21 protein-coding genes and 5 pseudogenes are annotated in these 23,154 nt (G+C 48.1%); 4 read left to right on the top strand and 22 right to left on the bottom strand.

What is annotated here, in order from left to right; genetic code table 11:
• Positions 1–110: 110 nt before the first annotated feature.
• Positions 111–1,088 carry a RepB family plasmid replication initiator protein gene (locus ESM_RS0101270; protein WP_000361614.1) on the top strand — a complete coding sequence of 326 codons (978 nt, stop codon included), beginning with the start codon at positions 111–113 and terminating at the stop codon, positions 1,086–1,088.
• A 278-nt stretch (positions 1,089–1,366) separates the two neighbouring features.
• Here ESM_RS0101270 and ESM_RS0101260 read toward each other — a convergent pair whose 3' ends face one another.
• On the bottom strand, positions 1,367–2,107 hold the full coding sequence (locus tag ESM_RS0101260) for a tyrosine-type recombinase/integrase (protein WP_001066934.1): 741 nt from the start codon (positions 2,105–2,107) through the stop codon (positions 1,367–1,369).
• A gap of 120 nt (positions 2,108–2,227) precedes the next feature.
• Positions 2,228–2,419, bottom strand: coding sequence for a serine/threonine protein kinase (locus tag ESM_RS01000000123690; RefSeq protein ID WP_085947955.1), 192 nt, complete (start codon positions 2,417–2,419; stop codon positions 2,228–2,230).
• A 265-nt stretch (positions 2,420–2,684) separates the two neighbouring features.
• On the opposite strand from ESM_RS01000000123690, the gene ESM_RS0101255 reads away from it, so the two are divergent.
• The 3 genes and pseudogenes from ESM_RS0101255 to ESM_RS01000000123680 form a co-directional block, all read left to right on the top strand.
• Positions 2,685–4,034, top strand: a complete 1,350-nt coding sequence (locus ESM_RS0101255; RefSeq protein WP_000687636.1) for an AAA family ATPase — start codon at positions 2,685–2,687, stop codon at positions 4,032–4,034.
• The gene (locus ESM_RS0101250; RefSeq protein ID WP_000105167.1) at positions 4,024–4,893 is read left to right on the top strand and encodes a hypothetical protein; all 870 of its coding nucleotides are present in this window, start codon (positions 4,024–4,026) and stop codon (positions 4,891–4,893) included. The genes ESM_RS0101255 and ESM_RS0101250 overlap by 11 nt, the downstream gene beginning before the upstream one ends.
• A 363-nt stretch (positions 4,894–5,256) precedes the next feature.
• Positions 5,257–5,568: pseudogene (locus ESM_RS01000000123680) on the top strand (IS66-like element accessory protein TnpA); the annotation flags it as partial.
• A gap of 13 nt (positions 5,569–5,581) precedes the next feature.
• Here ESM_RS01000000123680 and ESM_RS0101240 read toward each other — a convergent pair.
• The 20 genes and pseudogenes from ESM_RS0101240 to ESM_RS01000000123655 all read right to left on the bottom strand — a co-directional run.
• Positions 5,582–6,148, bottom strand: a pseudogene (locus ESM_RS0101240) (transposase); the annotation flags it as partial.
• Positions 6,149–6,257: 109 nt separating this feature from the next.
• The gene (locus ESM_RS0101235; protein WP_001232111.1) at positions 6,258–6,896 is read right to left on the bottom strand and encodes a DsbA family protein; all 639 of its coding nucleotides are present in this window, start codon (positions 6,894–6,896) and stop codon (positions 6,258–6,260) included.
• 142 nt (positions 6,897–7,038) lie between these two features.
• Positions 7,039–8,040, bottom strand: a complete 1,002-nt coding sequence (locus tag ESM_RS0101230) for a PapG chaperone-binding domain-containing protein (RefSeq protein WP_010375790.1) — start codon at positions 8,038–8,040, stop codon at positions 7,039–7,041.
• Positions 8,041–8,289: 249 nt separating this feature from the next.
• The gene (locus tag ESM_RS0101225; RefSeq protein ID WP_000602603.1) at positions 8,290–8,829 is read right to left on the bottom strand and encodes a fimbrial protein; all 540 of its coding nucleotides are present in this window, start codon (positions 8,827–8,829) and stop codon (positions 8,290–8,292) included.
• On the bottom strand, positions 8,826–9,728 hold the full coding sequence (locus tag ESM_RS01000000123675; RefSeq protein WP_158217321.1) for an FKBP-type peptidyl-prolyl cis-trans isomerase N-terminal domain-containing protein: 903 nt from the start codon (positions 9,726–9,728) through the stop codon (positions 8,826–8,828). The genes ESM_RS0101225 and ESM_RS01000000123675 overlap by 4 nt, the downstream gene beginning before the upstream one ends.
• A gap of 159 nt (positions 9,729–9,887) precedes the next feature.
• Positions 9,888–10,418, bottom strand: a complete 531-nt coding sequence (locus ESM_RS0101215; RefSeq protein WP_000724211.1) for a fimbrial protein — start codon at positions 10,416–10,418, stop codon at positions 9,888–9,890.
• A gap of 18 nt (positions 10,419–10,436) precedes the next feature.
• Positions 10,437–10,982, bottom strand: a complete 546-nt coding sequence (locus tag ESM_RS0101210; RefSeq protein ID WP_237708208.1) for a fimbrial protein — start codon at positions 10,980–10,982, stop codon at positions 10,437–10,439.
• Between the two features lie 11 nt (positions 10,983–10,993).
• Positions 10,994–11,569 (bottom strand): pilus-assembly fibrillin subunit, encoded by a 576-nt coding sequence (locus tag ESM_RS0101205; RefSeq protein ID WP_001082395.1) that lies wholly within the window; start codon positions 11,567–11,569, stop codon positions 10,994–10,996.
• Between the two features lie 6 nt (positions 11,570–11,575).
• Positions 11,576–12,337, bottom strand: coding sequence for a fimbrial biogenesis chaperone (locus ESM_RS0101200; RefSeq protein ID WP_000916501.1), 762 nt, complete (start codon positions 12,335–12,337; stop codon positions 11,576–11,578).
• Positions 12,338–12,465: 128 nt separating this feature from the next.
• A complete protein-coding gene (locus ESM_RS0101195; protein ID WP_000791980.1) occupies positions 12,466–14,979 on the bottom strand; it encodes a PapC/FimD family outer membrane usher protein in 2,514 nt (837 codons plus the stop codon).
• Positions 14,980–15,136: 157 nt separating this feature from the next.
• A complete protein-coding gene (locus ESM_RS0101190; protein WP_000489808.1) occupies positions 15,137–15,724 on the bottom strand; it encodes a fimbrial protein in 588 nt (195 codons plus the stop codon).
• 79 nt (positions 15,725–15,803) lie between these two features.
• A complete protein-coding gene (locus ESM_RS0101185; RefSeq protein WP_024257647.1) occupies positions 15,804–16,334 on the bottom strand; it encodes a fimbrial protein in 531 nt (176 codons plus the stop codon).
• Between the two features lie 245 nt (positions 16,335–16,579).
• A complete protein-coding gene (locus ESM_RS0101180) occupies positions 16,580–16,885 on the bottom strand; it encodes an adhesin biosynthesis transcription regulatory family protein (RefSeq protein ID WP_010375782.1) in 306 nt (101 codons plus the stop codon).
• Positions 16,886–17,585: 700 nt separating this feature from the next.
• Positions 17,586–17,919: pseudogene (locus tag ESM_RS1000000126000) on the bottom strand (zinc ribbon domain-containing protein); the annotation flags it as partial.
• Positions 17,920–17,923: 4 nt separating this feature from the next.
• A pseudogene (locus tag ESM_RS01000000123665) lies at positions 17,924–18,835 on the bottom strand (DNA circularization protein); the annotation flags it as partial.
• 60 nt (positions 18,836–18,895) lie between these two features.
• Entirely contained in the window at positions 18,896–20,731 is a 1,836-nt protein-coding gene (locus ESM_RS0101165) for a phage tail tape measure protein (protein ID WP_000807198.1), read from the bottom strand.
• Positions 20,732–20,872: 141 nt separating this feature from the next.
• On the bottom strand, positions 20,873–21,142 hold the full coding sequence (locus ESM_RS0101160) for a phage tail assembly protein (protein ID WP_000661054.1): 270 nt from the start codon (positions 21,140–21,142) through the stop codon (positions 20,873–20,875).
• Entirely contained in the window at positions 21,142–21,498 is a 357-nt protein-coding gene (locus ESM_RS0101155; protein ID WP_000090993.1) for a phage tail tube protein, read from the bottom strand. Before ESM_RS0101155 ends, ESM_RS0101160 begins: the two co-directional genes overlap by 1 nt.
• Positions 21,498–22,993: pseudogene (locus ESM_RS01000000123660) on the bottom strand (phage tail sheath subtilisin-like domain-containing protein). Before ESM_RS01000000123660 ends, ESM_RS0101155 begins: the two are co-directional and overlap by 1 nt.
• Complete coding sequence (locus tag ESM_RS01000000123655; protein ID WP_000497751.1) at positions 22,977–23,147, bottom strand: DUF2635 domain-containing protein; 171 nt, start codon at positions 23,145–23,147, stop codon at positions 22,977–22,979. The pseudogene ESM_RS01000000123660 and the gene ESM_RS01000000123655 overlap by 17 nt, the downstream one beginning before the upstream one ends.
• Between the last annotated feature and the right edge of the window lie 7 nt (positions 23,148–23,154).

Genomic DNA, 23,154 nt, shown 5'->3' with positions numbered 1-23,154 from the left:
GTCAGTTAGCGGAGTTCTGACACACGATTTTCTGTTTATTCTTTTACTGTCCACAGGCTGGAGGCTTTCTGGAAAACGAAAATTCAGACATCAAAAAACTGTTCGGCGAGGTGGATAAGTCGTCCGGTGAACTGGTGACACTGACACCAAACAATAACAACACCGTACAACCTGTGGCGCTGATGCGTCTGGGCGTCTTTGTACCGACCCTTAAATCACTGAAGAACAGTAAAAAAAATACACTGTCACGTACTGATGCCACGGAAGAGCTGACACGTCTTTCCCTGGCCCGTGCTGAGGGATTCGATAAGGTTGAGATCACCGGCCCCCGCCTGGATATGGATAACGATTTCAAGACCTGGGTGGGGATCATTCATTCCTTTGCCCGCCATAACGTGATTGGTGACAAAGTTGAACTGCCTTTTGTTGAGTTTGCAAAACTGTGTGGTATACCTTCAAGCCAGTCATCCCGCAGGCTGCGTGAGCGCATCAGCCCTTCCCTGAAGCGCATTGCCGGTACCGTGATCTCGTTTTCCCGTACCGATGAGAAGCACACCCGGGAATACATCACCCATCTGGTACAGTCAGCCTACTACGATACTGAGCGGGATATTGTTCAGTTACAGGCTGATCCCCGCCTGTTTGAACTGTACCAGTTTGACAGAAAAGTCCTTCTCCAGCTTAAGGCGATTAATGCCCTGAAGCGACGGGAGTCCGCCCAGGCACTCTACACCTTTATAGAGAGCCTGCCCCGGGATCCGGCACCGATATCGCTGGCGCGGCTGCGTGCACGCCTCAATCTGAAGTCTCCTGTATTTTCCCAGAACCAGACGGTCAGACGGGCAATGGAGCAGCTGCGCGAGATTGGATATCTTGATTACACGGAGATCCAGCGGGGGCGGACAAAACTCTTCTGCATTCACTACCGGCGTCCCCGGTTAAAAGCACCGAATGATGAGAGTAAGGAAAATCCGTTGCAACCTTCACCTGCGGAAAAAGTCAGTCCGGAGATGGCGGAGAAACTTGCCCTGCTTGAAAAACTGGGCATCACGCTGGATGACCTGGAAAAACTCTTCAAATCCCGCTGAACATAAGCTGTAGTCAGTGAAGAGTGTTCCTTTACTGACTACAGCTTATATTATCAGGTGCAGTGAGTGGTCTGCTCACTGCAGTTTATATTCAGTTTCCTGCAGTGCTGCCTGTAGCTGAGCTGCCATCTGCCAGTCCCTTACGTGAGTCACCCCGTAACCTGATGCTGAGGCATCGCTCCCTTCATAAAACATGGTTTACTCACTACAGATTATCTACCTGCTCCAGCTTATGTTATGTCTGTTCTGCTTACCACTGCTTATATAAGGAAGTGCCGTTACTTCAGGGGAGGCAGTGTACGCAGGATCTCTGCAGCATCCCGCCCGTCACCTGTGAAAGGCACTGCCAGCGTGGCAGCCATATCCAGCGCAAACACCCGTGTATAAACCTCCATCGAACGTGGATCCCTGTGACCAGCCAGTGCCTGGATGACTTTCCGGGGCTGGCGGTGATAGAGCATGTGCATGATATAGCTGTGCCGGAAGGTGTGTGGTGTGACCGGAATCGAAAAGTGCACCCCGTCAGCTTCGGCCCGCTTCACTGCCTGTTTCAGCCAGTTCCGCATCGTTTCATCCGTCACAGCCCATAACGGTGCACGGCGCCGGGGCCGGGTGGTGATCATCCAGCTCTCCATCTGCCTGACATAGCTTATATCCGTCAGCGGGACCAGGCGGACTTCATCTTTTGGAGGGCGCCCGCGTCGCGCACGCACTTTTTCGGACAGGATCCGCACAAACGGTCTTACACCATCCAGGTCAAATGATTCCGGCGTCAGCATCCGGGCTTCACCAATACGCATTCCGGTATTCCAGAGGGTGGCGAACAGCATATGGTGACGCTGATCCGGCATATAGAAGAGAAGGGCACTCACTTCCGGGGCCAGCAGGTAGGCCGGTGTGGCCCCCGTGGAGGTGGCCATTCTTCTCAGGGAGAGCGCTGTTGCAAAATCCACCCCCGGCGCAATGGGTAACAGGGAGACGCGTTCTGGTGAATTCTGCAGGGGAATGACATTGTTCATAAGTTATTTTTCACGTAGCACACGCACTGTTTATGGATACAGGTATTCTGACCTGAACGCCCGGATCCTTCCACGACAATAAATCGCAGCACGCGGATCCTTTTGTTTGCTTATCACGCATTATTGCGGGTAAAACCAAATACGTAAAGGCGCGTTTTGCAGCAGGGATCCCGTCTTAAGCCAGTCATGGCGCGGGTTGAGGACTGGTTTGCCGTTTTTGGGAGAATTGGGGTAATGCCAGGGCAAAGATGATCGCAAAGAAAGGAGACGAATACACAGAGAGGAGAGTTGCGCTACGTGAATTCTGGCCAGTACACCCCTGTAACCCCGCCAGTTTTCACGCAGCACAATATAGTTAATTAGCGTTTATGACTTTAATGACAAGCTAATTACAACTCATGAATAATAAATAGGGCCACGAAACGTGGTAGGCACAGATGATCTTACATTACTATTTGATTGATTCATATATGTTTTTGCATAAATAGCTCTTCAATTGTATACTGATGAGGTGTATATATCATTCAGTATTGCATCGTAACATTAATGATGGACTAATAAAAAGGTCGATTTCACTATGAAAATAGAGAAGTTTGAAGTAGACAGATTATTTGATAGATTTGATTATACAATTGAGCTTTCTAACATTAACCAAGGTTTAGCAATTATTGCTGCTCCAAATGGTTATGGTAAAACAACAATATTAAAAATGATAGATTCCTTTTCAAAAGGAGATTTTTTTATATTTTTCAGGGAAAGTTTCAAAGAGGTTCGTTTTTATTTATCTTATGGGAAAGTTATTCAGATCATAAAAAAAAGTGACAATTCTGAGCAAGATATAATTATAACTGACGGTGAGAATAGCAATACGATAAACGACCCATTAAATGATAATCAATTCATTCATTGGGTTAATATTATCGAAAAATATATCCCATACTTACGACGTGTGGGACCTAGAACATGGAGAGATGAAAGAGAAGGTGACATTGTAAACTTTCAGGATATTTTAAACAGATACAAAAAACATCCAGCTCTCAGAAAAAGAGTAGGAAATAAAATATCATGGTTGGAGTCTGTTATTTCTTCATTAGCTGTATTCACTATTTCTACTAATAGATTATCAAATGGTGATGAAGATAAATCTATGGTTCATCATATAGCCAAAAACATTAAGGAAAAAATAGGTGGGGCCATAAGAGACCAATTTGAGGAAGGTAGAAAGAAGGAAACAAACTTCCCAACAAGAATTATGAACTATTTAGCAAAAGGGAACTACCCATCTAAAGAATCCGTTTTACATTCGATTCAAAAATTAAAAGAAATAGAAGATCATTATAGCGATCTTGGCTTAATACCTGATACTGAAACAACACAACAATTCAATACTCATATTAAGACTACATCAGACAGTGGTGCTGGACTACTTGTACTGAAAACATATTTAGACGATGTTTTTGAAAAGCTGTCACTTCTTGATATTTTAGCAAAAAAATTAGATATATTTTCATCCTCTGTCAATAAATTAATTTCGTTCAAGGAGATAAAAACATCGATCGACGATGGCTTTTATGTACGGATGGTTGATGGTAAAAAAAATACGATAGCTTTAGATAGCCTTTCCTCAGGTGAACAACATCTAATTGTTTTAATTGGCCGACTTGTTTTTGAAACAAGTAATGACTCTTTAGTTCTAATTGATGAACCAGAAATATCATTCCATCCAGAATGGCAAGAAAAATTTATTGAAATACTCAACGAGATAAAAAAGATGAATGGTTTTGACGTCATTTTAGCAACTCATTCACCGATATTAATAGGGGAAGATTATTGGGATAATGTAGTTGAATTGGCTGATCAATACAATCCTATTGAAATTATTGAGCTTTCAGATAATTTACGTCTCGAGGATCAAAATGAGTACTAAAAGGCTAAGTGATTATAAGCTTTCAACTGTGTTAACCACAGCACGATCGATGTTATATGGTGCAACACGCCGTAAAACTATTGCTGTAGAAGGGCCGTCAGATGTAAAGTTTTTTAAGCAGTGGTTTTCAGAAAATAATAAAGTTAGATTTGTGTCCTTAGATGGAAAAGATAATATATATTCATTATATGATAAATATAAAAGAACATCATTAAGTAGCTCAAAAGCTATGTTTTTTTGTGTAGATTTAGATTGGGATCTTATACATTCAATACCTTTACCAGAAAAAGAACATTTTTTATGCAATTCATATTGTTTAAATACCGGTCAATATTATTATAACGACCTGGAATCTTTTTTAGTAAATACTAAAGCTTTAAATAAAGTATTAATATCATATGATGTAAATATCGATGATTTTAATTTTTTTAAACAAAAATTGGAAGCCGCAACCAGAGCTATAGGTAAAATACGAGCAGCAGACGAAATAACAGTACACAAACAAAATTTGCGCTCAAGTATATTTAATGGATGTAGTGTGGAAAATTATTTTGATGCGAAAAATGTGATTTTTAATGAAGATTTACTTATGCAAGATATGCCTTCCTGGTCTAATTATCCTCTTTATGTGGATAATTTGATTGAAGAGGCTAATTCATTAAATATTAAATTCAAGACTCCGTGGTCATTGTCTCGTGGACATGATATAACCAATTTTCTTTCGTTGTATTTAAATGAAGTTACATTTATAAAGACCAATCCAAAAAGAGTTGAAAATGAGTTAAGACTTGCATGTGAATATGATGATTTTAAGAGAACACCTATGCATAGTAAATTACTAGCAGAGTCATTATTATAAATCCATATAATAGTTGAGCGATATTCATGCTCAACTATTAATAAAGTCTAACAAAATTGAATTACACTTCGCCAGCAGAAACGGGGGATGCAAGGACAAGCAGAAGAGTCCAGTCAAAAGGGGAGGGAAATTTCGCTGCCAGATTCCTGCAAATGGAGGGCCAGTGTTGGCTGTCGAGTCATATTCGATGAGCCTGAGAAGAGGTTTGAAAGCCAGAATATCAGTATCCACATACGTTCCCTTTTGTTGTTTTAACGATGAGGCATTCAGTCAAAATTGAGGATTATCATGCCAGGCTGGCTTGTTCTCTGTAAGCGCCTCATCTGAACCGTCTGGTCTGTTTCCTCCGGCTCCACAAAAATAATGCCCATCATTTTTAATGGACACTATCGTATGGAATACCGGACCTGGATCACTGAAGCTTTACGTCTTCACTTTGAAGAACATTTACCACGGATTGTGGCCGGACGTCGCCTGGGCGTACCAAAATCAACAATTTGTGGTATGTTCGTGCGCTTCCGCAAGGCTGGCCTTTCATGGCCTCTGCCCGCAGGTATGTCGGAGCGAGAACTTGATGCCCGTCTTTACGGGAGTGCCTCCACAGTACCTGTCGTACTTACTGAAAACACCGTTATGTCCGAAGTCCCGGTGGTAAAAAAACGTCCCCGGCGGCCTTAATGCCAGTCAGTTAAGCAACTGACTGGCTCTTTTTCGGGGCTGTGGGGTATTTCCAGGGCCTCTCCTTTACCACTCTCGGGAAGGCCCTTTCCCTTCTTGTCGGTAATTTCACTGGTTGTCCCATACTTGCAAGATCGCGCATCAGCTCCGGTATATGTCCCGGTGAAGCGCCCTGCAATGTCATCAGCATTCTCATCACCATTCCGCATGATTCTGAGAAATTCAGTTGATTCGGCCAGTAACCTTTCAGATGTTCCGCCATTTTAATCATCTGATATCTCACCAGATTATAAGCCAGTAAGACACCCCACAGCTCTTGCTCCACAAGCTCCGGCTTTTTACTTCTCAGCGTCAGCCTGCTCAGTTGCATCGTCTGTTTTATCTCCCTGTATCCCAGTTCGATTTCCCAGCGATGACTGTACAGATCCGCCATTTCTCCTCCGGGAAAGCGCATGGCGTCCGTCATCGACGTCAGCAGATGGCAGACTTTTCCTTTGCGCGTCACGGTCAGCAGGCGGGCTGTCACCTCATTTCCCAGTCCCGGCCACTTTTTTCGTGCCTGCGGGCTGGTTTTCAGTATTTCGTTTATTTATTTTCATACTAAAGTAATATTCAGTAAATATCAGGGAGCCATCAAACATTTTCAGTATAAGTATGAAAATAATATAATGTTAAAATTAAATATTTTAATTATTTGTCATATTCAAAAGTGATTTTACTGCTGCAACATAACTTTCACGAAAAGCGTCCACGCTGTCTGCATGAAAGGCACTGTTTTCAATACGGTATTTGCCATTAATAAATACGGATGGGGTGCCGGTCACACCGTACTCCCTGAACAGACGTTTCTGCTTCTCAGTCAGTTCTGCCACTTCCTTACTGGCAAGCGCCTTCGAATACTCTCCCGGGTAAACTCCTGCACGAATAAAAATCCCCGGGATGTCTGACGCGGATTTCAGTCTCCGTGTTTTCTGTACAGCATCAAATAACAACGGTTCCACCTTATCCTCCACGCCCAGAACCATCGCTACTGACCATGCCCGGGTCAGCTCCTCACCCAGCTCCCCCAGGAAACCGGTATGATACTTGACCATTTTTTTCCCCGGAGGAAGGCTTTTCCGGATAGCTTTGTCGATACCATAATCCTGTGAGAAGGCATAACAGGGGGGGCAATAGAAAGAGAAAAACTCAGCTACCGTTTCATTATCCTGAACGGCACTCTCCACAGGTTTATTCAGTAGCGAATATGTTGCTCCATTCTGCGCATATACCGGACCAGAAAGAACCATGCACAAGAAAAGAGAAATTAGCCCACTTTTACGCATTCCACATACTCCATAAATTAGAATATTAAAACGACTCTTGAGATCTTCATTCCGAATACCCAATCAGCTTAGAGAAAAAAGATTAGTTAGCCTAATTCTATCAGCGGATAGATATTATAAAAACGAATATTTATGATATTTCCTACAAGACATCCATTGAAAGAATCATAGAGCCAGAAAACTCACCAGAAAATAACTTATTGGTTTTAAAGTATGTATTCAAGTCAACCGTTCTGGATCCTGCTGATGAAAATGTTATTATTTTTTCATCACTGCCATCCAGTGTAAGAGTACATATACCAGAACCACATTTTGTTTTATTTTTTGCCCCATCAACACCTCCACCCTGCAGACTGAGCTTTACTTTTGTTGGTGCATCGCACGTTATATTAAAACTGGTATTCTTATCAATACCAGACAAAGCGCGTTCAGCAGTAATCTCTTTAAAATCCACATTCATTTCTCTTGTTGATACAGAACATTTACTCATTATTGAGATAGATATGTTGTTAGAATCAATAACCTGAAAAGATTGCATTGCTGATGCATACTCTCTCCATCCTCCTCCTGCATCACCCTGATAATTACCTTTATTCTCTTCATAAGCGACCTTAACAGGTAAACTTATCTTATATACTCCAGGAAAGGCCGATCCACGATCAATCTGAAGCTTTAGCCCACTGACTTTTTTATAGCCAAAAACATATTGTGAACCAACGTCCTTACAGCCCTTGATCCCCCCTACCCATGTTCTTCTTTCATGAGGAGTAACAACTGTTTTTGCACCAGGAACCTGCACTTGAGCAAGCTCCATATTATCATCTAAAACTCTATATCGTAAGCCATTAATATTTTGCCACTCTGTCTGATATTGTATCCAGTATCTTCTATGACCTGAAATATCCTCCTTATCATTTTCATCTTCTGCATATTGAACAATTGCAGTACTCCCTCCCCCTGCATTTATATCGAAGGCTCTTATTACATCCGCTGTTGTTCCATCCATATTTATACTAAAAGGTTCAGCCCCAGGCGTAATATTATTGGCCCATAGTATATTGCAGTACGGCTTAGCATTGGCTATTTTAATAGTCCCACAAACAGAAAAAAGAACGCAACTAGCAGCAAATATTTGTTTAAACATAACTCCCCTAATCACTGTTTTTATTCATGGATAATTCAGGCATGGCATACTCCACTCTTCTCGATAACATATATCGACGCTACCTGTAAACTAATAACGACTGCATACTTACAAGTTGATATAAAACAACTTACATGTTTAATCTTTACTCATTTAAAATTCAATAAAAATAATTCTTACATAAAACATAAATACCATTAGTCTTAGTTTTGCACTATTTTTACTTAACTCAGTCAGGATAAACCATCATCAAAAATAACTGATACTCATGTTCGCTGAAGCCGTGAATGCCTTCGCTTCCAGTTCTTTACTCCCTTCTTTAAAAGGAATAGCAGTAAAAGTAAATGTTCCTCTCTCTTTACCGGAAAGCCCGGTTTGTATCGGAAAACCAATGTAATCCTGACCGTTATTCGTTCCGTTCCCCAGAATCAGCTGTGTGGATGTCCCGTCCCCCTGATAAAGAGCAATACCAAAATTACTCACATCGGTAGCCAGCACATTTGTATTACTGCCAAGCTGGCTACCCGTCACCTTCACATACGCCCTGCCCTGTGCATAATCGCACGTAACAGGAACTGTGACTTTGCGGCGGTTACGTTCATTGGCAACATCCGTCACAGAAATATCGCCAAACTCCACAACGATCATCTCTCCCTTATTAACCTTGCATGGAGGAATCAAAATTGTCCCTGTAATTTTAACCGGTACATCCACTGCCACCGACTGTACGGAGACAAATAACAGCCCGGCGGCCACTGTTTCAATAAGCCTGCATTTATTCAGTATCATGATTTCCTGGCCTCTTCTGCCTTATTTGACTGAGCCGTTTTTTCCTGTTTCTGCCCCTCCGGGGATACTTTTTCCTCGCGTACATTTTCAACACGAATGGTATATATCATTGTGGCTCCGGGAGGAACTTTCGGTGGGTATCCTGCATCGCCATAAGCCAGCTCCGGCGGGGCTGCCACAGTTATTGTTCCATGATTTTTCAGCAACAATAGTGCAGAACGAAATAATGGTGGATAGTCGCCCAGAGGCCGGGAGACGACCGTACCCCGTGCATCCATATCCTCAACAACTGTACCGTCAGTCAGTTTCTCCACGACAACCACGTCAACAACGGTGCTGTCGCCACTAATCAGCCCGCCATCTCCTCCATGTTCAATCAGGTACCAGAAGCCACTTCTGTCCTGCTGCACCCCTTTCTGCTTTTTAAATGACTTCAGCCAGTCAGAACCTGCTTTCTTCCATTTCAGGGCTGTTTTCTGGTGGGCTTCATGAATACTCTGCTCTGCCTGTGACAACGAAGCCTGCAATACATTTTCACTCATCTGTTCCCGGTGATTCAGCGCATCCCACACGCCGGCCAGCAGAACACGATTATCTGTTGTAATGCCCGACAGAGCATCTGCAGCCTGCAGTGATAATATGTCCCTGCCCATCATCACTCCGGCAGCATAAGCCTGCTGTTTTTCTGGTGAGTTAAGCTGCTCCATATCCACCACAGGCATCCCTGCTATCTTTGCCTCCATTTCCTTCAGTTCTGCACGTAACTGGCGATTATCTTCCTTCAGTTGTCGGCGCTCTGCTGCATTCCGGGAAAGCTGACGCTTTAACTCCGCGCCGGCAATATATGTGCTGTCCTGTCCGGAGTTATGCAGACGGGACACTCCGTCATTCTGTGTCATCTCCTGCTCCCGGATATACTGCATAATGCCGGGAATATTCTCATCCTCACCGGCCAGCGCATTATTCGTCAGACAGAACAACAGTCCCAGAAAACAACTTTCCCAAAAACCCGGCAGGCGCCTGAATAAATAAAATTTTCTGACTGGCATATAAATCCGTTACTCATAACGCATTTCTAACGTCGCTCCCGCACTGAACTCGCCTGGTGTCAAATCTTCCATTTTTTTTGAATATCCCAGCGCGGCATACATGGTCAGGATTTTATCTGCACCATCTCCGGTAATACTCCCGTCCTGGATCTGCATGGTTTCGCCAGTGATCCAGCTACCCGGTGTTTTTGTGCGTAAAAAAATCAGCAGTCCCTCATCACGTTTACTGGTCTGCAATCCCTGCTTTCCTTCCACGGATGTAAACTCCCCTTTCAATGTCATTTTCGGCGTACCAAGAGAATAAGGACACTTTACGGGGATACGCAGTTCCTGTTCATGCGACGGTGTACTGGCAGTCCCCAGCGTCTGGATTTCCACATCCTTCCACTCTGTTTTTATCGGATTACCGTCATTCACAGTACAGTCAGGAATTATCAGATTTCCACTGAACTGCAGATTATGGGCAACTTCCACTGCCTGTACAGCTGACGCGGATATCAAAAATACTGCACTCAGCACAGTTAATGATATTTTCTTCATACCGGTATTCCTGTCTCCTTATTCGTATAAAAGCTCAAACGTTACCGTTGAAGAGTAATCCCCGGGCTGAACCGTTTTATTTCTGACAGCCTCCGGAGTGGCCTGCACAAACGCTTTAAAGTTCAGCGTAATGCTGTCTGCTTCCACCTTATTTCCCTGTCCACGATTATGAACCTGATTGAGCTTCAGCAAACTGCTGCCATCAGTGTCAATGATGCCAATGCCCAGTCGCCCCCGGTTTACACCTGTAACCTGCAGATAACCGGGAAGTGCAGTTTCTTCCGTACCACTGAAGGTCAGTTTCACGGCTTTTCCCATGGTACTGGCATGGCAGTTAATCAGCTTCACACGGAACTTCTCTTCATAACTTTTTCCCGGCCAGCTGTAATAAAGACGTGCGGCCGTATCCATAAAGGTCACTTCCCGGGATGTCTCTGCGGGATCTATCTGACAGGGGCGATCCAACAAATTACCGCTGAAAGCAAGCTCCGAAGCAAAGCCAGGAGCGGACAAAAATGTCACTGACAACAGGGTACTGAATAACCCACAGAGTATTCTTTTCACGGCCCCTCCTTTTATTCATAACCCAGTTGCAGAGACAATAAGGCATTGTTGCGACGCGGGTTCACAGCGTGTTTTCCCTTATCCGGTTCCGTTATCAGAGCCTGGTGCTGTGCCCGGCTCAGCCACCAGGTGAACTGATTCGCCCCTCCGTACACAACAGCAGGTCCTGTACTGACCATCCGCTGCTCCGGCTGCAGCATGCCATCCTCCACACCAGTCAGAAGGGCTCTCTGCATCACCATCATACTGTCACGACCGGCCACCGAACTGGCTGATGTCACTGCGCCACCGTCACCACACCCCTGCAGATTCAGTTTCAGCACATAACGCGTCACGCCCGCCGCCTTCTGCACCGGCAGTGGCAGCTCCACCTCATTCGTCTCCAGTGTGCACGGAGATGACAGCAGGGCGCCGCTGACTGTCAGCATCCCGGTACGACCATTACGTTCATTTACCCACTGATGACGGGACTCATCTGCCACAAAGAAGTTATCCCGCATGACCAGTTCATCAGCCCGCAACGAACTGGTCATACTGCAGCTGACCAGCAGCGCACTCAGACAGAGCCCTGTTGTTGTCCTGTTCATTTCCGGTCACCTTTGGTTAATCCTGTGACTGCGTGCTACTTTTTCTACCGCCGTACAACGGTCTCCGCTGCAGCTGAACTGCAGAACCGGACGTCCGCCGTAGTCGTTGATGTAGCTCAGGTACGGCGTGCTGTATGTTCCGGATTTCACCGTCTGCGTGGACTTCGGTGCCAGCATCACTGCATCAAACTCACCTTCCTTTGCCTGTTTTTCACTGCCACCAATACCAATTACCGTCACGTAATATGGGGTCGGGTTTTCAATCCGGTAACCTCCGCTGGTTTTGTTCAGCACCAGCTGGTCCTGCCAGACTGCATTGGGTTTCGCCTCAATGGCTTTCGGGCGGTAAAACAGCTTGATTTTGGTCTGCAGGGCTATCTGCAGCACATTCGCCTTATCACTCTTCGGAGGAATTTCACGAAGGTTGAAATAGAACAGAGACTCCCGGTCCTGTGGCAGTTTGCTGATATCCGGGGTGCTGGCCAGACGGACCATACTTTTTGCTCCCGGCTCAAGACGCTGCACTGGCGGCGTCACCACAATCGGCCCGGTGGTGATTTTTTCCTGCTTCTCATTCTCTATCCAGGCCTGGGCCAGATACGGAAGCTGTTTGTTATCATTGGCCACATTCAGCGTCATCGATTTCTCACCGCCATTAAAAATCGCACGCGTACGGTCCAGGGAGACAGCTGCCTGGGCTGCAGGTACTGCGCTCAGACACGCTACCGCCATCAGCGTTTTTTTCAGCGCCGGTTTCATTTTCAGCATCTTTTCTTCTCTCAGTTCTGGTTCCGGTGTTACCTGTGGTGCAACACCGTCCGCTTATCGATTTATGCCTGTTCCGGGTTACTGACCGCCGGCCAGTGAAGACAACCGGCAGTCAGCCCCTTGTTCCGTCAGTTCGCCTTGCGGCAGGGCAGCAGCAGTTGCTGTGCCGGGTCCAGTTTTGCCGGGATATCCACCACACACTGTGTCCGGCCGTCCCAGCTGACATTCAGGGTTTCACCCGGATTCACCCCGCTCAGCCAGGCCAGACCGCTGTCTGCCACCATCCCCAGCTCACGGCCTTTCGCGTTTGTCACGCTGGCACCAAACGGCGGATGGCTGTTGTCTGCCAGACGCAGCACGGCAAACAGACGACTTCCTTTCAGGACTTCAAACTCCCTGTAACCAATGGCCCCTTCCGTCAGGACCGATTCCACCACCGAGCGGGTGGCTTCCATGTCTTCCGGCAGCCTGTTCAGGTCCACTGAGGTGGTGTTGCGGTAATAGCTGCTCACATCCGTCACCACACCAATTCCCCACCGGTTGGTGGAGACCCGACCACCGTCAACCGGCACGCCTCCGACACCATCGGTGTCCACCAGGAGACGGGTTCCTCCGTTCATGCCCCCTGCATGCAGGGCCGCGCCTTTTGCGGTTATCGTTGCACCGCCGGATGCACTCATGCCGAATGATGAGTACCCCTTCTCAACAGCAGAAACATTGGCTGACAGACTCGCCAGTGGGCTGCTGTGGTTGTAATACGCGCTCATCTGGCTCTGTGAGGGCTGGTTACCACCGCTGCTCACACCGGCGTTCAGGCTGTAACTGCTCAGCCCTTCATTCAGGGAATCGCTGTATCCCACCGTATTGGTGTAACGGTCATTGCTCATACTGCCGCTGTAGCTGGCCGTACCGGTTCCCCAGGGTACTGACAGACGTATAAATGCTGAGTCGTTATCCCGGTTCTGGTATTTCGAACGGGATGCGGACAGCCCCAGGGAGACGTTCCTGAATCCGAAGGCATCGAAATAACGGTTCACCGACAGTGTGTAATAGTCTGATGTCCGGCGGTCCCAGTAAGTCTGGTGGCTGTACTGCAGGTTGACCGATGTCTTCCAGTCCTCGAAATTCTTGTTGAGCGTGACGGTGTACATTTCCTTCTCCCTTCCGGAGAAATCATTCCGGTAACGGGCATTGAGGTACTGGTCCATCGTCATGTAATTGCGCTCAGAGAAGCGGTAACCCGCGAAGGTGATATCCGCATTCACGTCATCAAAACGTTTGGAGTAACTCAGACGCCAGGATTTCCCCTGCTTCGTCTCTTCTCCCGGAATGCGGGCCACGGACTGGGTCACATCAGCAGATACCGTACCGAACTCATTCAGGTCACGGCCCAGCCCCACAGCCAGGGCGTTGTAATCCCCGGCAACGATACCGCCACCGTAAAGTGACCATGTGTTGCTGATACCCCAGGATGCCTCACCGGCAGCAAAAACCGGTCCCTCCATGGTGTGTTCATAATTACGCGAACGACCGGAAACCAGCTTGTAACGTATCTGGCCCGGACGGGTCAGATACGGCACATACGCCGTGTCCACCTGGAACGTTTTTTTCCGCCCGTCCTGCTCGATAACCTCAACATCCAGGCGACCACGCACGGAGCTGTCCAGGTCCTGAATGGTGAACGGACCTGCCGGCACGGTGGAGTCATAGAGGATGCGTCCCTGCTGCGAAATCACGACGCGCGCATTCGTGTCCGCAATCCCTGAGACCTGAGGCGCATAACCGCGCAGTTTTGGTGGCAGCATGCGGTCATCACTTTCCAGGCTGGCACCGGTATAGCGCCAGGAGCTGAAAATCTCTGAACTGATATAGTTCTCACCCAGCGTGAGATTTGCGCGCCAGCGCGGGATGGCGCGGTACATGTAAAAACGGCTCCAGGTAAACTGACTGTCCGTCCCCTGCCCGCTGCCGGAAGAGTGATTCAGGTTCCCCTGATAATCCGCACGCAGACGCCAGGCACCGAAGTTGGCACCTGCAGTCCCGTTATAGCTCAGCGAACGGGACTGCTTACCTTTATAGGGTTTGTTCACTGTGCCGTTGATGTTGTAGTCGAACAACAGTCCCGGAATACCGTTATCCCAGCGGGACGGCGGTAACCAGGAAGCGTCGGAATACTCCAGCCAGGCCTGCGGCATATTGATGTACAGCAACCCTTCTGCCGGATTCGGGCGTACCTCCACTCCCGGCAACTGGCTGAAGTCTGCACACTGTCCGTCATTCCAGTACGTAACTTTTTCCTGAGAGGCATCTGTCAGTCCCATCCGGCTGACCATCTCCGGCGTCAGACAGGCCTGTGGTAACGGCTTCTTCCCGTCTGTGCCGGAAACCGGCGGTTCCAGAAATGTCACCGTAAATGCCGACGGAGAAATGCCCTGGTCATTCACCATAATGTCCATCTGGTACTGCCCGGGCATGATATATCCCGCCTGGGAGAACCGGGAAAAATCAATATTCTGTCTGTCTGCTGCATCCAGAACATCTGTATTAAAGTCGACGGCATAAGCCGGTGTGCCTGCCAGGGAAAGCATCAGCGCATATGTAATGCTGTTAACAGCAAAAGAGGCACTATTTTTATTTTTCATTATCAGCCACCACCTTTAATACAGACTGCTCCCGAAAATAAAGACAAAAAAATTCCCTCCTGCATGCAGGATTTAATTTCAGTTCCTCTGACGGAATATTTAATTAAATATCGGGAAACTTCCGTCTGTTACCGGTTGGTATTCTTTATTAACTCAGTTACTCGTAATCCATTCTGAAACGTAATGCGGCATAATAATCCCCCGCCTTTAACGGCTGACCATTACGAACAAGCCGCAGGGTATAATCCAGTCCCTCTTCATTTCCGCTCAGTAATAACGGTGGCATCACTTTACCGACACGGGCCGGATAACCCTGGTTATCCAGTATCTGCAGATTAATACCTTCTGCCTGACCGATCAGTGAGAATTTATCAGGTGTTTCACCCTGCAGACCATCAAAGGTCATGCGGATACGGCTCGCCGTATAAACCCGCTTACCTGTTCCTGCAAGTTCGCAGTTACGCAACCGCAGACGAAACTTTTTTTCAGGTCCGGTAAAACTGTTCTGTAAGTCACGAACCGGCGTTTCACCCATATCAATCGCCTGCCAGGTATCTTCCATCGCCAGCGTGCAGGCCGGAGCAATCACCTGCCCCTTAAAACTCGCCCGGCCATGCCACCAGACATGCTCCTCTCCCCAGTACTCCGGCAGGGTCATCCCCGGCGGAGGAAAGGAAGGAGCCTGAGCAGCCTGAGCAGCCGAGCACCAGAAAAATGCTACCGAAAGGATCATGCGCCGGAACATGCAGTATTCCTTCTTTCTTACCGGTAATAGCCGGGGCATCGCCCCGGCATCTCTGGTTGTAATCCCAGAAAACAATAAATTACTTATAGGTCAGATTGAAGTTGGCTACAGCAGCAAAGTCACCTTCGGTTACAGTTGCGCTATCAGCACTTGATTTCTGCACCCAAGCGCTGTAACGCATGGTGTTGTCACCATCTTTCAGGTTATAGACGCCTGCTGGAGTTGAGCCATCAAACTTCACAAAGTCACCAGCAGCAGTGGACATCTTGATAGCCGTACCGGTTCCACCAGAAGTCCCCAGCTCCTCAAGCTTGTCGCTCGCCACAGATGAACCAGAGAAAGTAATAGTTACAGCTTTTTTCTGGCTCGCAAGATCACAGTTAACCAGCTTGATATCTACATTTTTGTGCTGGGATGTACCGCCATCAGCCAAATGCGATTTGGAAATCTGACCAAAGTCGATAGTCTGGTCTGCAGATTCAGGAGCAATACCGCACGGCGCATCAATAACAGTCCCTTTAAAGTTCACCTGGCCCTGCCCCTGATTTGCATTTGCACCAAAAGAAACCAGAGCCATGGCAACCGCGCCAGCCATAATTGTTTTTACCATTTTCATAAAAATCCCATTAATAAAAAAATAATAAAGTCAATCACCCAGTTTGTAATAACTGGTGTGGTTACGCTGAAACAACGCAACCACGTCAGCCAATACCCGAGCCGTACGAACACAAAAAATCAAAGTAATACTCATTTCTCTTTTATTCAGTAAAAGAAGTTTAAAGTGGCGAACTGCCCTGAAAATTACAGGCAGCAAAAAACTTCCATTTCTGAAGAAAGAAAATTAAGCAAAGTGTTTTACTGAACTACAGTTTTTGAATGCAACTCCTTTTGTATATAAAAAGGAATTAATTTAATCACAGCCTGATTAATCATCTGAAAACGCCTCAGCGCACCAGAAAAATACCCCTGCGAAACCTCATGACGCTCACAGGCCTCTCTTCGGGTATATCCCAGAACTAAAAAATCCCTGAGTGCATTAATAACTTTCTCACTATGTATTGGTGATATTTCAACCAATAACCAAAAGTGATGCTCCTGCATCTGTCCGGGTGATAGCCCACCGACATGTACTTTCGACTGGTATAAACAATGACCGTTCACTGAAAAAACCCACAAAAACCAACAAAATCGGCTCGTAAAGTACTCAATTCAGGTACTTGCAACTCAAAACCAACATTCTGCTTACGCATAAGATTAACATGGCGATTTATGCTGAAAAACATGAAGTGCACGATCTTTAAAATCAAAAAATACAACCACCACAACAATTAACACTGAAAAAACAAATCAAAACAGATAAAAACACCAAAAAACAAAAGAAAACATAGTAAAAAAGATCGTTATTTGGAGAGCGAACAGAACAGACTGAAAGAAAATAAAAAAAACAAAACTCTGACAACAATCAAAAAACACTTATTTCTTTTTATAAAAAACATAAAAATACTAAACAACAAAAGTATCTCCTTGCCAATAAACAACAGAATCAAAAATAATCAGCAAATAATCAACAAAAAAATAGTTTTCCACCTTACCATATAAGAAAAAGTAAGCTTAATAATGGAGCCCAATAAAAGTGATAAGATGGAAAAAGAGTGCTGTCAGAAGAGTTTATAAACAGACAGATATACTTAACGAATTCTGAAATGTTCAGCCGGGTATCAAATAAACAAGGTTTCTGGATGAAGAGTAGTCAAGACTCTGGCTATTGACATCCTCCACGCCCTGAAGGATATCGATCTCTGCTATATTCAGGCTATCGCCTGAATCATTTCGGTGGGGGGGCTTCAACCGGATGGCCTGACTACTCCATCCCTCCACAGACAGGTACAGCGGGCCCCGCCGCTAAAATGTTACCGGCACCGTTTACATCGGCGTTCGCTGTATATTCACACACCTGACACACGAATTTACTTAGTGACAGGCGGCTTTCTTTCGCTCTATAACCACAACACGTGCAACGCTGGCTTGTATATGCTGGCGGAACCTTAATCATCAGACCTTCATGCCGAAATGCTTGTACTCAAGCTGACGGCGCATTTCATACCAGTCCTGATCCAGTAGCGAACAGTTTAAACCTGATTTTGCCCGGACATTGTGCCCGGCTGGCTGACCGTATCTGCTGCCGGTCGGGACATCTGCGGCATTCTGCATCACCGCGGAAGTTGTTGGCGCAGGCAATCGGGTGACGGCATACGCCGCTTCGCTGATTGCGGTCGTACGAAGGGTGCTGGCAACCACGTTACGCTGCTGCGTCGCCGTGGCGGTGGTTTTACTGTCCGTTTTCCAGACGCCGCGCGGTTGCAGATCGCTGCCGAGGCTGACACCGGAAAGCGTTTTGATCATGGTGACCAGGTCGCTGGCGTTACCATAAAGGCGTTTCCCGGTACGCCACATTTTCTGCACCTGCTCAACGAAATTTTTGCCTGACGATGGTGGCGGCAGAAGTACCGAGATATCCCCCTGCAACAGCCTGGCGGCATCCGATACGGCAGAATCCACCACTTTCATCGCATCAGAAACATACCCAAGCATTGTGCTGGCATTACCGACGACGTCGTTCTGCACAAAATCTGCCACGCCATCGATACTGAAACCACTGAAGCTGTCACTGATGCAGTCATCCAGTGCAGAACAGGATGACATCAGCGTCTGCGCCGTCGCCGCACCTGATGTGGGGTAAGAGAGTTCTCCCGCTTCGACAAACTTCAGGTCAAAGCGGACAATACGCCCTTCACTCTTCGATGTGCTGACCCGAACCTCCCCGTCAACACAGACTTTCAGCTCACCGTATGTCGGATGGACAAGCGTGCCGGGACCGGGTTTATTCAGCGCGTCAATCAGGCGATCGCGCTGGTCAAAGCAGTCATCTCCCACCACATAAGCCGTGATGGACGGGCGGAAAGTGACTTTTCCCAAATCTTCGGTATAGGGTTTGTCGCGGTTCGGGTATTCGTGCGTTTCCACACGACGACCGGTTCCCGCATTTTCTTCTTCAACCTTAAACGGCACACCGCGAAATGACGCGTCCTGAAGTCTGTCTTTCCACGTCATATAAACTCCGTACATAAAAAATCCCACCGGAGTGGGACTCATTAACAGATTAATTTTTCATTACCAGCCAAAGCGCGTATAGCCAACATCATGGCTGACATCAAAACCGCTGGATCGCGTTTCCATAACCCGCATACCCGGAGGCGAATTCACAAAAGAGACCTTGATCTCACCATCAACTTTTGGCGCAGAAGCTTTGTTAATCATGAAGGGATTCGGGCCTGTGGCACCGGAGGCGTTGTTTGACTGAGCCGGATCTACCGCCTGATAAGGTGTGTATCCCCGTGCCGGTATTCCCGTCCCATAAGCATCATAAGCACCCGCGCCCCACTGCGCAGAGTTAATGGCATCGACCGTGTCACCGGAACTGTCGGTAAACCACTCAATAATTGGCTTCAGCTTATCCCACATATCCTGAAACCACTTAACAACCGGTCCCCAGTTATTGATCACCATCCCCAGCGGCGACCAGGCAAAAACCTTCTTCAGAAGTTCCCAGCCAGCCTCAAAATAAGGACCAATGGTTTCCCAGAGCTTCTTGAAATAAGGTCCGACAACATCCCAGTTAGTGATAATTAATCCCGCAGCCAGGGCTATCGCCGTCGCAATCATTCCAATCGGCGTCATCGACATGATCCTGCTGACAATACTGATGGCACCGCCAACGCCCATCAATCCCAGTTTCAGAATCGCAAGACCGGCAGCAAGCCCGACGACGCCGCGAATAACCCGGGGATTTTCATCCGCAAACTTCGTGAATTTTTCCCCTAACTCCCCCAGCCATTGCGTGATATTTTTGGCGTCACCAGAAAATGCGCCGCCAATAGCCGCAAGGCCGTTAGTTGCGGTCCCCGTCATTGCCTCCCACAGGTTGGACAGCGTACCAAGCTGGGCCTGAACACGTTTATTCAGGCTGGCCTGTTTATTCATCTTCTGCTGGATCTGATCGTAGCCATCCTTTCCTTTATCGATTAGTGCATTGACCACCTGAAGGGTTTCGGCATCATCACCAAATATTGCCTTAAGTACACCTGTTCGCTTAACGTCGGTCAGTTTTCGCAGCTTTGCCAGTTGCCTGAACATGTTATCAAGACCGCCAAAACTTCCTTTGCCGTCAGTAAAATCGAGCTGTACCCCGAGTTTCTGGCGGGCCATGATTTTATTGACGTCCCTGATTTTCTTAACGCTTAATCCGGACTGGATAACTTTTCGCAGGGCGTTACCTGCCGACTCCCCGTTCATCCCCATCTGATCCATCATGACGCTGATGGGGGCAAGGCTCTGTGCAGCCTGAAGACCGTCCTTGTTCACCATCTTCAGAACAGAACTGGTTTTAGTGAAGAAGGACAACATGTTGGTATCGTCAACGCCCAGATAAAACGCCTTCTGGATAGTGTCGAACAGCCCCATCATGTCTTCTGACGCCGTTCCGGTAGCATCCTGCATCTTTGCAGCAAACTCAGCAGCCGCTTCCGGTGTTTTTTTCAGTTGTACCGCAAGATAAGCTGTCGCTTTACCCACACCGCCAAGAATGTTTTCTGCCGGGATCCCCTGACGCACCAGCATCTGCATCATGTTCTGGAAATCAGCCGTTGTACCGGGTAGCTGGTTACCCAGGCCAATAGCCAGTTTATTGATGTCCTGAAAGCTCTTTCCAACCTCGCCATTCGCATCCATCATGGCGACTTTCAGCCCGGTGGCGGCGTTTTCCTGATCGGCATAAGATTTCAGGGAAAGCGTCAGACCCGCTGCCAGTCCGCCACCAAGCGCCAGCCCACCCTGTGACGCTTCTTCCGCCTGGCGTTTAAATCCCCGGATTTTCTTTTGCATTTTCGACAGCGCGGGAGAAAGCCTGTCGACACCGGTGATCAACGCCTTAAGCTCAAATTCCGCCATGTGTGCGTTTCTCCTGCTCTATCCTGTTTGCCTGACTGACCAGCAAGGGAATTTCACTGATCGGCATATTCAGCAATTCGAAAGGATTAATGCGCCAGTAGCTGGCGCAGTCAAAGAAGCGATCAGTGAGGTATTCAGCCGTCAGGCCTGGAGGAAAAAACCAGCCACAAGCCACGCCGCTGCATTCAGGTCTGCCGGAGACATCTGGTCGACAGAGCTTTGCGGCACTTTCGCCAGCCGCACAATGTATTTCGACACCACATGCGCCAGAAGTCTGACTGACTCATCCTGATTCATCTGGTAGGGATACCCCAGCTCGCGGACATCCTTCCCGGTGGGTTCATCAAACTCCAGTACGGAGAGTGTCTCGCCATGAGCAGTAATCGGTTTCTTTAACTCAAGCTCTTTCATTACTGGTAATCCCCTTCTTCACCGTGGAACTCAAGATCAACCGTGCCTTCTTCGGCATTATGGTTCGCTTCGCCGTGCAGCCAGGCAGACGACAGTACATAGACCTGACCGTTCGCCAGCTCGGCAGTGATGGTCATCTCATCAGACGAGGTGATTTTGCTTACCGGAAAATTCTTCGGCACCTTGAAGGTCCCTTTGACATAAGGCGCACGGTGAGTTTCCTTGCGGTCCACTGAACCGTCCAGGCCGATGATGTCATCGTTAACCGTTTTGTTCATGGGCACCTCAATGCCGCCGGTCAGCGATAGCTGCTGACCGTCAATTTTGAAATAACAGGTTCCCCCGATACGGGCCATTATGCAGACTCCTCTGAATACTGAAGACGGAACTGATTAACCACGGCAAAGACACGCAGCTGGTTAACATAGTCAGGCGGGAACAGCGTGTTCAGGCGGTTCGGATCGCTGGCATCACGCTCCACAACCAGGTACTGCTTAAACAGTTCGTAGTTTTCCACGATCCCCGCACGCTCAAGCTGACGGTAGGTTGCCAGCAGTTCCCCTTTGATCACCGCCGGGGTGACAATCGCCTGACCGGGACCAAAGCGGGTACCGTCACTGGCAAGCTTGTGACGCCCGTACTTACTGGTAATGACGGATTTCAGTTTGCGCAGTACATACGCGCTGGTATGCAGCGTCTCACTGTCGAGGTAACTGTTATCCGCAACCCCGTAAGCGTTTTTCCTGTACGTGGTGACATCACGCTGAATGCGCAGCACCCCGCTTTCGACATACGCCGTTGCCACGCCATGAGACAGCAGGGTCTGCTGCTCGGTCATCGTGAACCGTTTCCCCTTCGGCGCAGGCAGCATACCCACCAGCTCACCGGTCTGCGTGGGACGTGCCGGATCGTTGCGGATAAACACCGCTGCGCGGGCGGTACGGCTTGCCGCCAGCTCGTCGGCAGGCGTCTGGGTCTCTTTTTCGTACCCCGCCAGGGTGATGTGCTGCTGGTTAAACTGGTCACCTGCGGTCACCAGTTCTGACAGCGTGCCGATCTTTGCCGTATACACATGACCATACAGCTGACGCGCATAGCTCCAGCGACCGCTGGTATCGTTCATCTCGGTCACCAGCGTGTTAACGGAGGCCGTGTCGTTGAACGGCAGACCGATATAATCAAACGGCTCATCCGCCATTGCAGCCACCGCACCGGTGAGAACCGGAGCGCCCGTTCCGGCGGTCCCCGTCGCCACGGCAATCTGTACACCCGCTGGCAGCACTTCGCCCCCACCAAAGCCGTAGTAATTGAGGCTGACAGGAATTTCATTCCCGCAAACCCCTTATGACGCGCGGTCAGCGTGACAACACCAGCCGAAGATGAAGCTGTAAACGGCAGAGTCGGAACGGCATTAATGGCATCTTTGATACTGCCGGCAATCGTCGTGACGTTATCGCCGTTGGTCACCGGTGCCTGCACGCGGGTACGTCCCACATAAACATTCACCGTGCCGGTTTCGGTTGCCGCCCCGGTCACCGTCAGCGTAACCGTTGCCGCCGCGCCTGTGGCTTCCGGAACGGCAATCACATACAGCTCGCCAAACGGGTCAGTCTGGCGATAAGCCTCGACCATACGCGCCAGCTGACTTCCCGCACCACAAATCTGGCGTGCATAGTCTGCCGACGACATCAGTACCAGACTGTTGGCAACAATCTCTGCACCGTTATTGGCATGACCAATCAGCAGCGATGCTCCGCTGTCCTGTGCAGTATTCGCCGCCGAGTTATCCATTTCCGCATAAAACAGCGGAACCAGCGTATTCGACGGAATGGTGTTAAAGCTTATCGTCATCGGTGTTCACCTTTTTATTCACGCGCCGGATATCACCCGCGGCTTCACGGCGCAGCCAGTAGTTGTTCTCGTCAACATTTCGCCCTTCGGCGGGCAAAAGGTCGCCGCGGGCAGGGTCAGGCACTGACCGCCCTTTAACAGGTTTGACAAACATGAGGATC

This window comes from Escherichia sp. TW09308 (genome assembly GCF_000208565.1).
GTDB classification, from domain to species: Bacteria; Pseudomonadota; Gammaproteobacteria; order Enterobacterales; family Enterobacteriaceae; genus Escherichia; species Escherichia marmotae.
This window is presented reverse-complemented; position numbering and strand designations above follow the sequence as displayed.

Excerpts from the sequence above, each read along its gene's own strand:
- ESM_RS0101165 (WP_000807198.1), bottom strand. The coding sequence starts at position 20,731 with ATGGCGGAATTTGAGCTTAAGGCGTTGATCACCGGTGTCGACAGGCTT.
- ESM_RS0101160 (WP_000661054.1), bottom strand. The coding sequence starts at position 21,142 with ATGAAAGAGCTTGAGTTAAAGAAACCGATTACTGCTCATGGCGAGACA.
- ESM_RS0101195 (WP_000791980.1), bottom strand. The coding sequence starts at position 14,979 with ATGAAAAATAAAAATAGTGCCTCTTTTGCTGTTAACAGCATTACATAT.
- ESM_RS0101205 (WP_001082395.1), bottom strand. The coding sequence starts at position 11,569 with ATGAACAGGACAACAACAGGGCTCTGTCTGAGTGCGCTGCTGGTCAGC.
- ESM_RS0101155 (WP_000090993.1), bottom strand. The coding sequence starts at position 21,498 with ATGGCCCGTATCGGGGGAACCTGTTATTTCAAAATTGACGGTCAGCAG.
- ESM_RS01000000123675 (WP_158217321.1), bottom strand. The coding sequence starts at position 9,728 with ATGACACAGAATGACGGAGTGTCCCGTCTGCATAACTCCGGACAGGAC.
- ESM_RS0101255 (WP_000687636.1), top strand. The coding sequence starts at position 2,685 with ATGAAAATAGAGAAGTTTGAAGTAGACAGATTATTTGATAGATTTGAT.
- ESM_RS0101225 (WP_000602603.1), bottom strand. The coding sequence starts at position 8,829 with ATGATACTGAATAAATGCAGGCTTATTGAAACAGTGGCCGCCGGGCTG.
- ESM_RS0101230 (WP_010375790.1), bottom strand. The coding sequence starts at position 8,040 with ATGTTTAAACAAATATTTGCTGCTAGTTGCGTTCTTTTTTCTGTTTGT.
- ESM_RS0101215 (WP_000724211.1), bottom strand. The coding sequence starts at position 10,418 with ATGAAGAAAATATCATTAACTGTGCTGAGTGCAGTATTTTTGATATCC.
- ESM_RS01000000123655 (WP_000497751.1), bottom strand. The coding sequence starts at position 23,147 with ATGTTTGTCAAACCTGTTAAAGGGCGGTCAGTGCCTGACCCTGCCCGC.
- ESM_RS0101190 (WP_000489808.1), bottom strand. The coding sequence starts at position 15,724 with ATGTTCCGGCGCATGATCCTTTCGGTAGCATTTTTCTGGTGCTCGGCT.
- ESM_RS0101235 (WP_001232111.1), bottom strand. The coding sequence starts at position 6,896 with ATGCGTAAAAGTGGGCTAATTTCTCTTTTCTTGTGCATGGTTCTTTCT.
- ESM_RS0101200 (WP_000916501.1), bottom strand. The coding sequence starts at position 12,337 with ATGCTGAAAATGAAACCGGCGCTGAAAAAAACGCTGATGGCGGTAGCG.
- ESM_RS0101250 (WP_000105167.1), top strand. The coding sequence starts at position 4,024 with ATGAGTACTAAAAGGCTAAGTGATTATAAGCTTTCAACTGTGTTAACC.
- ESM_RS0101260 (WP_001066934.1), bottom strand. The coding sequence starts at position 2,107 with ATGAACAATGTCATTCCCCTGCAGAATTCACCAGAACGCGTCTCCCTG.
- ESM_RS0101185 (WP_024257647.1), bottom strand. The coding sequence starts at position 16,334 with ATGGTAAAAACAATTATGGCTGGCGCGGTTGCCATGGCTCTGGTTTCT.